Annotated in this window: 11 protein-coding genes; 4 read left to right on the top strand and 7 right to left on the bottom strand. The window is 54.4% G+C overall.

Annotation, left to right across the window (positions count from 1 at the left end):
• Nucleotides 1-77: 77 nt before the first annotated feature.
• From AC3WS7_RS11455 to AC3WS7_RS11440, 4 genes are all read left to right on the top strand, one after another.
• Nucleotides 78-689 (top strand): hypothetical protein, encoded by a 612-nt coding sequence (locus AC3WS7_RS11455; protein ID WP_152528756.1) that lies wholly within the window; start codon nucleotides 78-80, stop codon nucleotides 687-689.
• A 157-nt stretch (nucleotides 690-846) separates the two neighbouring features.
• A complete protein-coding gene (locus tag AC3WS7_RS11450; protein WP_492656546.1) occupies nucleotides 847-1071 on the top strand; it encodes a hypothetical protein in 225 nt (74 codons plus the stop codon).
• A 22-nt stretch (nucleotides 1072-1093) separates the two neighbouring features.
• On the top strand, nucleotides 1094-1324 hold the full coding sequence (locus AC3WS7_RS11445) for a hypothetical protein (protein ID WP_492656424.1): 231 nt from the start codon (nucleotides 1094-1096) through the stop codon (nucleotides 1322-1324).
• On the top strand, nucleotides 1321-3510 hold the full coding sequence (locus AC3WS7_RS11440; RefSeq protein WP_492656423.1) for an ankyrin repeat domain-containing protein: 2190 nt from the start codon (nucleotides 1321-1323) through the stop codon (nucleotides 3508-3510). Before AC3WS7_RS11445 ends, AC3WS7_RS11440 begins: the two co-directional genes overlap by 4 nt.
• 761 nt (nucleotides 3511-4271) lie before the next feature.
• Here AC3WS7_RS11440 and AC3WS7_RS11435 read toward each other — a convergent pair.
• The 7 genes from AC3WS7_RS11435 to AC3WS7_RS11405 form a co-directional block, all read right to left on the bottom strand.
• On the bottom strand, nucleotides 4272-5303 hold the full coding sequence (locus AC3WS7_RS11435) for a phage/plasmid replication domain-containing protein (protein WP_492656422.1): 1032 nt from the start codon (nucleotides 5301-5303) through the stop codon (nucleotides 4272-4274).
• Nucleotides 5304-5621: 318 nt separating this feature from the next.
• The gene (locus tag AC3WS7_RS11430; protein ID WP_492656421.1) at nucleotides 5622-7478 is read right to left on the bottom strand and encodes a DUF3631 domain-containing protein; all 1857 of its coding nucleotides are present in this window, start codon (nucleotides 7476-7478) and stop codon (nucleotides 5622-5624) included.
• Nucleotides 7465-7764, bottom strand: a complete 300-nt coding sequence (locus AC3WS7_RS11425; protein ID WP_492656420.1) for a helix-turn-helix transcriptional regulator — start codon at nucleotides 7762-7764, stop codon at nucleotides 7465-7467. The genes AC3WS7_RS11430 and AC3WS7_RS11425 overlap by 14 nt, the downstream gene beginning before the upstream one ends.
• Before the next feature lie 96 nt (nucleotides 7765-7860).
• A complete protein-coding gene (locus AC3WS7_RS11420; protein ID WP_492656419.1) occupies nucleotides 7861-8622 on the bottom strand; it encodes a transcriptional regulator domain-containing protein in 762 nt (253 codons plus the stop codon).
• Complete coding sequence (locus AC3WS7_RS11415) at nucleotides 8622-9866, bottom strand: tyrosine-type recombinase/integrase (protein ID WP_492656418.1); 1245 nt, start codon at nucleotides 9864-9866, stop codon at nucleotides 8622-8624. Before AC3WS7_RS11415 ends, AC3WS7_RS11420 begins: the two co-directional genes overlap by 1 nt.
• 487 nt (nucleotides 9867-10353) lie before the next feature.
• Nucleotides 10354-12111: a methyl-accepting chemotaxis protein gene (locus tag AC3WS7_RS11410; protein WP_492656417.1), complete on the bottom strand. Its 1758-nt coding sequence runs from the start codon at nucleotides 12109-12111 to the stop codon at nucleotides 10354-10356.
• Between the two features lie 53 nt (nucleotides 12112-12164).
• Nucleotides 12165-12695, bottom strand: a complete 531-nt coding sequence (locus AC3WS7_RS11405; protein WP_296468947.1) for a chemotaxis protein CheW — start codon at nucleotides 12693-12695, stop codon at nucleotides 12165-12167.
• Nucleotides 12696-12768 lie beyond the last annotated feature (73 nt).

Below are 12768 nucleotides of genomic sequence, written 5' to 3'. Positions count from 1 at the left end.
AGCTCGTGCAGCCTAAAGCGGGCAGCCACCATGGTCCGCCTTAACGCTTCGCTCCAGCTCAAACGTTAGGCCGCAGAATGACGCACACTCCACTGCTTTGGCCTTCAATTCTCACTCCGGCCGCTGAGATAGCCGAAGTCAAATCCCTCTACGCCCTCCTGACCGGCGTTGAGTGCAGCGCCAAGGGGTGGGATGCGGCATTGGCTCTCTATCGGACATCACTCTCCCCACCAAACTCAATCTCTAAAGACGTTGCAAGCCGCTGGCGATGGATCGCATGTAACGAATGCATCCTTGAGCTGTATCACCTTCGCTCTCGAATGGAGAAGATTCAAGCAGTGCAACTGCGAAAGTGTCCTTCGCTTCTGCCTTGGATCGACTCAGCCGTCACCCGCAGCGCTCGAAAGCGCCTGGACGATCACTTTCCAGACATCGAAGCACTTCGTCATGCGACGGCACACAAAGGAGAGAACGAAGTCAATCCAAATGCGCACGCACCGGAGGGGCAGCAGTTCGCGCTTACTGGCTTCCGCGAGCCGCACAGGTACAGCACGCCCTACCTTGGCAAGATGCGTTCGCTCGACATTACAAATGAGTCTCTTATCAAGGTGGTAGAGGTCGTTGATGCATACCTTTCCGCCTTCGAGCCGGCTGCCGAGGAACTCGAACGACAAGGCCACCTGGAGTGAACAAGCTGCTGCCTACTGCCCGAAAGCAGACGTTCACCGACGACCGCTTCCGGCCCCTTACCCGCTATTGACTAGGTCGCAAGGATCATTGCCGAGTAGCCAACTTTCAAATATTGAAAATATTTGAGCAACGGCGCGGCAGACGAATCCGAGGCCTATCTCTAACCTTTCAACTGTTGCCGATCCGAGCAACGTCACTATTGAAAGGGTTCTCATGTCCAAATCTTCTGCAAAATCCACGCCCATGACTGGCCAGGGCGCTGGTCGCATCCAGTCCGCTGCCGCTAAGGTCAACGGCGGGCAAGTCAATGCTGGCACCTTTGCTGCACGGGCACAGCGTGCGGCTGCGAACAACCAAGGTACGCCGAAGAGCTCCAAGTAAGGGAAAGGGATCAGCGTCATAAGTGGCGCTGATCCTGACCATTACCATGCGATACAGCAACGACAAAGAGATATCCGCCATAGTGCGGAAGCTAGTGAACACAGGGTGGCGGTACATGGCAGGAACAAAGCACGGAAAGATCATTGCACCAAACGGCCAGAAACTACCGGTTCCTGGTACGCCCAGCGACTGGCGGGCCAGCAAAAATTTCAAGCGCGATGTGCGTCGCATTGATTTGATTGCGCATCCATGAGCAAGGATTTGCCTCCATACCCAAGATTTGGCGAGTGCATTTCCACACTGGCTGGAGCGCTGGACATCAATAAGACCGACAGTAATGTTGGTCGCTTGGCGCGCGAGGGCGACTTTGATTGGGAGAATCTGGACGCCGTTATCGGCGACCTTCTGATTAACGGCTCTGCGCGGGTTATTGGCGATGCCGCACGAGAGATCATCTCCCCTTGGATCTCCTCGATGAGAGTTGAGTACACCAACTTGGTATTGGATGTGCCGCTAGATGCTTTGAGCAGAAGTGATGCGCTACCGATCTTGGTAGAAGAGTTCTTTGCGCCTGCTGCAGCCAGATTGCTGCATCGTGCCAGTCCTAGCATGCCCGGCCCAGATGTTCGCGATCTGCTTGGTGGGAAACGGTCACCTATCACGGTGACCCTCGAATGGCTCGATGGCATATTGAATGCGCCTGTAGAGCAGGAGCTTTTCCCGGAAAGCACAGGTTCAGATCGTGTCGAACAGGAGAAGATCAGAAAGTGGCGCAATGGAGTTGATATTCCGTCGTCGCAGAGCATCAAGCTCCTTTGCACCAGGTTAACTGGGCATTCTGCGCGGACTTCCTCTGCTGCTTTTTGGCTTTTGATTTCTTCTGCCCTATCAAGACTCGAACGCACTTGGGGTGGATCGCTTGGGTCGCTGATGCTCCCCTATGCTGAGGGGCAGGCAGTAGACCCGAAGGCTGTCACATCACGTCTGACAGCATTAGTCCAGCGCACCGGAAATGCTTGGCCTGAATTGGCAGAGCCAGGGGGAAAGCTTTGGAATGACCTCATGCGCACGTCACGAAAGCGAAGCGGCGATCAAGCCCGTACGTGGCATGAAATCGAGGCACTGGAAGCTATGGCCAGATTGTGTGATCCGCAGGGCCGAACGGCCTATCACTATGAGTGGATGAAGGGTCGTTGGAACGTGCTTTCAGGGCAATACAAGGAGGCACTTCCATACTACGAACTGGCTTTTAATCTGGCCAGCTATCGGGCGGGGCATCAAATAAAAGACCTGATTTCCGAAGCGTCTGGTGTTGCAGCCTTCTTGGGCAAGAGGGCCTTTCTTAAACGACTCAAGCACATGGGAATTGCACTAGGCTTATTCCGCAAGCCAGACGCGTCGGATGTTTTGGGGGACTGGGAGGTCGATCAGTTTGCGAGCCAGTTGCCGCTGCGATTTCCCGCACAAGGACGCTTTATTGAATGCGAGGCCGATCTGTCTATGCAGCCGATGCCCGGAATGATGTTCATATCCACAGAAAAAATTGCCAGCATCAAGGTTGACCTCAAAACACCGAATCGGATACGAGCCGTGCATTTTGCTGGCGGTGATGTGCGACGTTGGCCGCAGCTACGGCTTTTCGCATCCTTTGGCATGCTAGACCGTGTCAAGGCACTGTTGGAGGTTGGGGCCTCCGTTGATGACCTCGACAGTTCCGGAGGGTCAGCCTTGCTGTGCGCTTTGCAAAATGCGACGGCAACCGGCAAGCGTGAAGTGCTGGACCTGCTGTTGGCGCAGCCCCATCAAATAGAGACGCTCAATGCCGCGACTCATCGAAAACGCCAGACACCGCTGATGTGCGCCATTGACCTCGGTTTGCCAGATGTTGTTGAGGCGCTCTTGGCTCAAGGGGCGGATGTTGAGAAACGGATCTTGACCGAGGATCAATCGCCGCTGTACTACTTGGTGTCCCAATTGTTCTGCAAGGTTAGCCCTGTGAGGATGTTTGAAACGGTAGCAGCGAAGCTATTTGAAGAACCCGACAGTTTGCAGCAAGACACTCTGCGGCGTTTCGGCGTTGCAGGCACCTTTGGCTCTGATACCTCTGCGCTGAGTTTGCACGCCGACGTAGCTTTGGCAACTGCAGAACATTTGGTGAGCAGGCATGTCGCACAGCACACAGTCGCCAATCTGATCGAGATTGCTGCATTGCTCCTGAAGGCGGGCGCTAAACCCAATGCAGTGCATCAGTATCCAGTTCCAGGACGTACCCCACTAATGCTGGCAGCAGAAAGTGATCTTCCGGAGTTATTTGACTTGATGATCCAAAATGGTGGCGAGCCTCTTCAGCCGGATGCAATGGGGCAAAACTGTTTGCAGATTGCACAGGTGTTCAAGTCGCGAAAGATCTTGGACTACATCCAGCGCACTACACATTGAGGAACAACGGTAAACCTCAACGGCCTTTGTGCGCCAGACCCTTGTTTCAGCTTCACCACTTCGTCTCTGGAAGTTTGGCGCGAGGAGTTTCAGGCTGGCCTTCTGCAGGCCTCGTGCCCTTTGACGGACGTAACCTGATGTCGCCCGAATCTAGCAGCCGAACCTCACAGTAGTCACCTACGGTAAGTCCTGCGCCTTTGAGCACCTGTTGAGATAGGCGAATCCCCACGGAGTTGCCCCACCTAAGAAGTTTTACGGCCATAGTTTCTCCTCGGCTAAACAATGGCTAAATTGAGGAGCATCGTGGCCACAGTGGCGCTGAATTGCCATTTGGCGCCAAATAGCCTGCGATCACACGCCACGATGCGTCACGAGCAGGTTTACAGGTCGATCCTTGCTTGCCAAACTAGCCGCCCTGGCAATATTTGTCGGAGCGTCGCACCAGCTTCAGCGGCACCACAGCCGTAGATGCGGCCCTGAACCAGGATGGTGTCTGTGGTGTAGACGGAGATTGTTGCGCCACATCCCAATCGAATCCATATGTGATGCTTGTGCTCCACGATTTCGCATATGTGAAAGTCGTGCTTTCCGAGGAGCGAAAGTACCTGTCCCGCCGTAGGTGTTCGGGCTGGGAATTTACTCTTGGGGGAAAGGTACTTCTTACGTTGGTGTTCATTGAGATGGGTTTGAAAGCGGGACATAAAGGGCTCCTATTCGCACAAAGATGTGTAGAAGCCCTTTACAGAGCATTGCTTGACAGCTTAGAAGCGCAGTCCAGAAGGTGCTGCGATCAGGCCCAACGGAGTGAACACTTTTTCAAGCTCAAGGTCCGGGAGCGCGTCGGGGCGGCGATTTCCGCTGCAGTCAACGCTGGTGATCTCTCGAATCAGGTTGATGTGCTTCCAAGCGGTGCTTCTCGACGCGAACTGCTCGAACACTGCAACTCCCTTCAGCCAGAGCATGTAGACCTTGCGAGTCGCAAGTGGCAGGGCACTGAGCTCGTCCGAGGTGAGTAGGCGTTGAATTGCATGCTTCACCCCGAAAGCGTTAAGTGCGTCGAAGAAGGTGCTATTCAGGTCCGCACCTCGCCACATCCAACCTTCGTTCAGACCTAGGCGTTTCAATTGCATGGAGTACAACTTCAACTCGGCGCGAATCGAGTCCTCGATGGCATCCAGGATGCGCTGTTGCTCCTGGGTAGGGTCGGTCCACAACGTCTTCATCAAAAGCCACTTGTCATACAGGGTAAGAGCCCAGTAGCGCGAGCGGCGAGCCGGAGAGAACCCGATAGTTATCGCTGTTTCTGCGTCGCGATGCTTACCCTTGCGATGGTTCTGGTCTACGGCATCAATGGTCGGAAGCACGCACTCGCGCGGCATTGCCAGATTTCCAGTGATATGCGCCTCAGTTACCTTGAATTTACCCTCGCGCCAAGTACGCCACGGGTCGCCAAGGAGCTGAATGTCCTCTTGCTCGATGACCGATTCTAGGCAGCGAACGGCGAGATTGACGAGATCGTTACCGCCGAACACGTTCTGCTGGGTGAGCAGTTGAGGCGGGCAGACATGTAATTCGATCTGGCGAGCCTCGCTATGGCTCGAAAGCTGGCGCGACCGGACGTAGTAGTCTGGGGCACCTTTGACCGCTGTGCCCTTGATGGCGAGGGCCGAGTAGATTTCCCCGAAGAGGGCGACCTTACCAACTGGGCGGTGAGGGCAGTAGCCGATAACTCTGAAGCGGTCGATGTGGAGGTGGCCGTGTTGGTCTTGGCCGGTAGTACGCGTTGTAGGCATGGATGCTCCTATGGAGGGTTGTGCGGTATGCGCGTACAAATTGCGAACGGATGTGCATTGCTATAGCTTTTGGCTAGTTAAATGTGCATATCGGTGCGTTGTTTCTGGCGGTAACGTCGTAGATCCCGGAAAGTGGTGGCAAACCATCTCTTTGGGCCGCCGAATGGCTCTTCCGGACGGAATGTCGGCTGTGAGAGGATCAACCGATTGCTTGCATGCAAATTTCAGAAATTTGCAATTGGAGGAGTATTTGGTTTTCAATACCTGCTACACCCGCTACACCCGCTACACCCGCTACTGCGGAGCCGATATGCATGGTCAAATATCCTCGGAGCATGCAGCAGTGGTGGCCTCGTCTGGCAATTCGGCGTCCGGAAGATACCTGCTGAAAGCGACTTGAAGCGCTGAGGTGTGAAACCTTTTGACAATATGCTTCCCAATTCGAGCGTTTGCGGTCGAAAGGCCGTAGGGCCCGAGAATTCGCCACAGGTTAGCGCTGTTGAGGTGCGCCCAAGGCGAGTCCGGAAGTGCCTTCAGCTTTCCGACCAGGTCCGCGGTTGAGATGTGATTTTCGCCATATCCATGCATAACGTTGCGTATCTCCCAAAGCAACTGCAGGCCTGGGCTCGTGCTGACTCCTTCTGCCACGCTGGCCGTCGCCGCATTCACGGCCTCTTCCACGACATCAGAATTAATGGCACGCGCAATTGCCAACAGCGGCATGAAGACATCATTCGCCCGAGGATTCTTTAGCCCCAATGAAAGGACCTCGCTCTGAGAAAGTGTGGTGCTGTTGTCTTCAACCCAGCGGCGCATCATTGCTCGAATAGCCATGAATTCGCTCTGAACCGATTCGTCAAGCAACGTTTCCTGGCGCAAAAGTTCCTGGTCTGCGTCGAGTCGTTGCAACTGAATGTGGACGCTGCGGCTTGCCAGGGATTCCGGCAGGGAGTCTGCCCGATAGGCAAGGACGACGGACCCTTGCAGACCTTCTTTTGCCATCTTGTACTTTGTGCTTGTCGTAATCTCAAGAGACAAGCGGTCGAACGTCGTGCGCAGTGCAGCCACTACTTTTCGGTCATTGAAGATGTCCTGTGCCTCGTCCAGGATCAACGTCTCATGATCAGCAGCCCTGAATTCCCTTGCCGAGTTGAGTGTTCTGCTTGCGAGAAGTGTCTTTAGATTGGCCGAACCAATGAAGCTCGTGCCGTGTGCACGACGGCACAGGAACTGGAGCAAATAGGCTGTTGTGGATTTTCCGCAACCAAGCTCGGGCGAGCCAATTGCGAGGACCGGGCTGAATCGGAAGCACGTTGATGCATAGGTCCTGATGATCCAAAGGGCAACCAGAAGATTTGCAGCTGGGGTCATACTGATGAAGCTGCTTAGAGTCTGCCTAAGGTGCATCAAAAGGAACTGCCCCGCGACAGGGCTTGGCCATGACAGCGGCAGGTACTTCACACCAAGTTCTGGATGCTTTTCATACTTGAGGAATGGCGGTGATTTCGCCTCGCGCGCACGGTAAACGACCTCAGCCAGCCCCGCGTAGCCACGATGCTTATAGACGTCAAGGAAGGTTCGTCCAGCGCCGGATGGGATGAGGTGCAGTCGAGCCGATTTGTTCTCGAACAAGGACGTGAGGGCAATGAGCTCCGGGTTATCTATATCGTCTGCAGAACCGTCAAAGCAGACCCAGAACGACTGTTCCGTGCCCCGACTTGACCAAGTGCTGAGTACCTTAGGCATGTTTTCTGCAAAGAGACAGGCTACAGCCGCATAGCCCGTCACCTTTCCCAGCAGGTAGGCGGTGTACCAATCTGCTGTCACGATGAGGACCTGGGATGGCGGTGTCTTTGTGGCGGGAAAATGTATGTAGGTTCCGCTCACCGGCGCCAGTGGCAGCAATTCCTGCCGCCTATCCTCCGGAAAGCGGGGGTGCAACGTCAGCAAATTCACCGGCTCACCCGCACCGTTCCTTATCAACAGGGCGTGACCTGTCGACTCTCGACCGTTGTAACGAAGAAGGCCACCTGGGATCGGTCCAATACCGTTGATGCCTTGAACTTTTGTGTAGATGCGTCCTCGAAATGCGCCCTTCTCACCGGGACCCAACGCGCTGAGAGTAGCCAAGATTGACCTGCCAGTGAAAGTGTTGGCCGGTTTAGATGGCTTCATGATTCACCTCCAAGTTGGCGGTGACAGCACTTTCAACGGCAAGCTTCAGCCATTCGCTAATCCAAATATCAGGCCAACGAACTGAGCCGCGCCGACCAGGTGAAAACTTGATGGGGCGAGGAAAACAACCCGCAGCCATCATGTCGTAGATCTGCGCCCGACTGAAGCTGACGCGGGCACACACATCATGGATGAGCAGCAGGCGGACGGTGGAAAATTCGTGAGACTCCAGTACCCGCGGAGTCCAGCGCGGGAGATCATCGAACTTGCGTGTTTTTGCTGCCACTGTTTGCCTACTTCCATAGCTGTCTTGGAATGTGTAGTGTGCGGCGCAAGCACAAGAAAACTCTAAATTCCTATTAATCGTGATTGGTTTGCCGGATTAATCCCAGCTGGGAGGGGTATCAATGACAAGTACCTTGGATCTTGTCGGAATTGACTTCCGGCGCAGGGCGAACGGAACGCTCCGCAGCGGCGATAGTTCTTGATCCAAAAGGCGAGAATAGTCCTTCTCGATTAGAGAACTGGCTTTGACGTACGCCTCGTGCAATTCCCTCCCGGCCCGTGCCGATGTAAGCCCAAGTGCTTTTTGTAGCTGCTCTGCATCAATGTTTCTATCTTGCGCGACAGCGTCCGCGAATCGAAGGCAGGTAAGTAGGGAAGAGAGACTGTATGTTCTGCCTCCACTGTTTTTCTTCGGGAGGACCTTTCCCCAACTGTGTTCATCCGACCGGAAAAGTCGCTCGACGAATTCGGCGAGTTGCCGTTGCAAAACGTCCTTTTGCAAGGTGCGCCGTCGATCAAAGACCAACGCAATTTGATCCGCCGTCAAGCTCAATGGTGGTTGAGGTCCGAGAAGCAATTCAAAGGTTTGGAGCGTCAGCCACTTGGGACGAGAAGATTCTCCCAAACGTGCGAATGACTTTCGATAGTCCACCAACGCTACGAGGCCCCACTTCCCCGCCGATTCGTCATCGCCTGAATCCACTGATGCTTGGTATGAAGCATTGCGCCTAAGGAATTCCCATGCCCAACCTTGCATTGGCGTTTCTTCAGAAAGACCATACTTGCCCGGCTGCCTCCAGTTTTGATTGCCGCATGTCCATGACAGTTCACCTTTGCGCCATGCCGCAGTTCTGGCCATTACGACGCCCCCAAGGTGCAGTGAGCCATCCAATCATTCATCATGGCAAACCTCTTCTCATACAGATCAGATCTTGCGTAGGCCGCCGCAACTTTGTCCGGAAGCTTGTGGGCCAACGCGGCCTCGGCTGTGCGGTGGTCGTGAGTGGTCTTCTCTCCGACCCAGTCGCGAAACGTGCTACGAAAACCGTGCACTGTCGCATCAGCAACTCCCATGCGCCGAAGCAACATGGACAACGCCATATTGCTTAATGGCTTGTCTTCCGAGCCACTTGGGAAGATGTAAACACCGGCCCCTCTCTTGAAAGGCTTTACTTGTTCAAGTATTTCCAGGGCGCGAGGTACCAATGGCACTCTATGTTCCTTTCCCGCCTTCATCCGGTCTTTGGAAATGACCCACAGCGTGCCGTCGGAGGACACCTCTTGCCATTGGGCACCCAGCACTTCCGATGTGCGGCAGGCCGTGAGTATCAGGAATTCCAATGCCCATCTCGACATGCCATCTTGCTTGGCCAATTCAACAAAAAAATCAGGGATTTTGTTGTGAGGCATGGCGAGGTGATGCTTCTCGGCGCGTTGCTCCGGCGTTGAGCGCGCCAAAAGGTGCTCAAGATGTCCGCGAAAGCGTGCCGGATTCTCTCCACTACGCATGCCGTGGGCGGTAGCCCAGTCGAGTACAGCTTCAATGCGCCCACGAACCCGCGAGGCGGTTTCGTTCTTTGTCAGCCAGATTGGTTTCAGTATTCGCACTAGATCTGCAGTGGAAATACTGCCGATCTCCCGGTCACCGATGATCGGCGAAGCGTACATAGCCAAGGTATTAGTCCATTGTTGTGCATGCTTTGCAGACTTCCACTCGGCCTTGTGATCAGAGATGTAGGTTGCAGCGCAACTGTCGAACGTCGTTTTACTTGTTGCCGCGAGCTTCTCTTCGGCTTGTTGCGCCCGCTTTGAAGCCAGCGGATCCGTCCCATTTGCGAGCTGCTGTCGTATTTCTTCAGCCTTTTTCCTTGCGCCCTTCAAGCTAATGGCGGGGTACGGGCCCAAGCCCATGCCAACGGGTTTGCCATGACGCATATATCTATGGAGCCAGGAGGCAGTGCCGGTCCTAGAGATTTGGAGGGTTAGCCCTCCGCCGTCGCCCAAGAGGATCGGCTTTCCGTTGCCCTTAGAGGTGGCGGTTCGCGCCTTCTTGAGTTCGGCTTCGATCTTGGTATCCGTCAGCTTGTGGATTGGTCCAGGCATTGCTCCTCCAATAGGTGAGCATAACTGGCTCCGCCTTACTATCAAAATCAACTATCAAAATGTCAGAGGATACTGTTGGACATCGAGTAGTTGACTAGAAAGACATTCGTGGACAAGTCGGTTCACGGGCTCAATGATGCGTTCATCAATCGTGAGCATTCGCGTACATTCATGGAAACTCGTTACACCGACACAGCTTCCGCCATTCTGGCTTGCGCTCGCGCAGCCTGTCTAAATGTCCCATTCACCATAACCTGTCCATTTGGACACGTTGCGCTTTTTTGAACGATGGGCCGCATTTTGCTTTCTCGCAAAACCGCACTAAAGCCCAAGCAATGCAAAAACTCCCTCAGGACGCCCGACGGAGTTTTTTGGCTGGGCTCATCGCATCAGCGACAAACAGCTACCAGCACGCATGGTTCGGCTATGGAGTCTGCTGCGCGGACTGCCAAGCTTCTGATAACACCCGTAGCACAGCGGGCGCAGATTAGAAGTTCGCCCAGTCATCACCACCTGCAACCGCCAGTTTGGGAGTACTCAGACCAAATTGCCGCGGTACGACCGCAGCCTTTGGGGCTGTAAATCCCAGTTTTTTGGTCGCCGGTTTGGTCAACTTTGCGGCATTTGCGGGAGCGCTGCTGGTCGACAACTTGCGCTGCGTGTTAGCTTGGCCAACTGTCGGGCTTGTATGTGCCAGTTTGAACACCCCTACGGTCTGCACCAGATCGCCGGCTTGGCTTTGAAGGCTGCTGGCAGCGGCGGCCATTTCTTCCACCAACGCAGCGTTTTGCTGGGTGACCTGGTCCATTTGCTGCACGGCTTCACCAATCTGGGCTACACCGGCTGCCTGTTCGGTACTGGCGGCACTAATCTCACCCATGATGTCTGTCACCCGCTTGATCGAACTCACCACTTCGGTCATGGTTTCACCGGCTTGGTCAACCAGCACAGTGCCCTGCTCCACGCGGTCCACGCTGGCATTGATCAGTGACTTGATTTCCTTTGCAGCGTCCGCGCTGCGGCCAGCCAGGGAGCGCACTTCACTTGCCACCACCGCGAACCCACGGCCCTGTTCACCGGCACGGGCCGCTTCCACTGCAGCATTAAGCGCCAAGATATTGGTTTGAAAGGCAATGCCGTCAATCACGCTGATGATGTCGGAAATCTTTCTGGAAGATTCGTTGATGCCCTTCATGGTTTCCACCACCTGGCTCACCACTTCTCCGCCCTTGATGGCCACTGTGGAGGCGTTCTTGGCGAGTTGATCGGCCTGACGGGCGTTGTCGGCGTTTTGCTTCACAGTGGATGCGAGTTCTTCCATGCTGGCGGCGGTTTCCTCCAGCGCACTGGCTTGCTGCTCGGTGCGTGAGGACAGGTCGTGATTGCCGGATGCAATTTCAGCGCTGGCAGTTGATACCCCTTCGGAGCCCTGGCGCACACTGGACACGACCCTGGACAGGCTTTCCTGCATGCTCTTGAGTTGAACCATGAGGCTACTAGTGTCACCACCTTGGATCAGTATTTCAGTACTTAAATCACCCGAGGCAACACTCTTGGCCAAACTGACTGCGTCGCTTGGCTCTCCACCCAACTGGCGACCGATTCCACGCACCAGGGCGTATCCAAAAGCCAAAGCAAACAGGAGACCAGCCACGATGGCTGCAACGTAAATAGTCAATGTGGTTTGAAGACCCGCCTTGGCCGTTTCATACTCGCGCTTCGCAACATCGAGTTGCAGCTGATTCAATTTTCGAATCGCTTCGAACACGGCCGGTGACTGGCCTTCAATCTTTCCCACAAAAATGGCTTTCGCTGCCTCAAAGTCACCCGCGACGATTGCGTCGGCTGCAGGCAACAGTCCTTCCTTCACATAGGGGGTTTCAACTTTTATAAATTCCTGAGCCAACGTTGACTCATTTGGCGTCAAGTAGGTGGCCATATAAGAGGCCCACACTTGCACAATTTTCTCTGCATTTGTGCGGAACTCTTGGTTGTTCCGCTCGACCGCGGTAGCAGTCGGTTGTAGCAACATGCCCATTATCAAAACACGATTACGCTGCAGCAAGTAGCTCACTTGACCCAGTTGATCAAGGGCAACCACTCGGTCTTCATAGACCGTCTTCAGTGAGTCGTTTGACTTACTGATGCCATAGAGGCCCAGCATGCCGACGCCAATCAAAAGTGTTGATAAAACGCCTATGAGGATAGACAGGCGGGTTGATATTTTTAGGTCATTAAAGTTCATACAAGGTTCAATTCATGGGTTGTCTTCGTGCTTCACGCAGTGAGCTGCGGTATTTACTGGAGCGCAGGCTGTATCAGCCCCATGTCGCTGCCGCCCATCAGCTTTTCGATATTCAACAGAATCAGCATGCGGTCTCGACCGGACTGCTCTAGGGTCCCGATGCCGGTGATGCATGTGGAGGTCACGTAACCGCTGAATTCCGGCACGCGCTTGACCTGCTCAGGTGCAAGTTCCACGACGTCACTCACAGAATCAACCACGATCCCCACCACAAAATGGTCCAGCGCAAGAATCACGGTGACCGTCAGCGCGTCATACGAAGGGTCAGGGATTCCGAACTTCAGTCGCAGGTCCAGAATGGGCACGATGACGCCACGCAAGTTCAATACGCCTTTGACGAATTCCGGTGCACCGGTCATGCGAGTGGGCTGCTCGAATCCCCGGATCTCCTGCACCTTCAGGATGTCAATGCCATATTCCTCACCGCCAAGGCAAAAACTCAGGTACTCCTGCGGGCCGGATGAAAAATCGGCAGCAGTGCGATGGGCGACTGAAAAATTGGGGCTGTGTTCGGCAGTGTTCATCTGTATTACGTCCTTCATGAAATAGGCCGAAAATGATTAATTCATTGCCTAAATCAATCTTTAGCGGTGAAAA

It is taken from the genome of Rhodoferax sp. EU05-FHT12H12 (assembly GCF_058791215.1).
The sequence above is the reverse complement of the archived record's forward strand: the minus strand, read 5'-3'. Positions and strand labels throughout refer to the sequence as shown.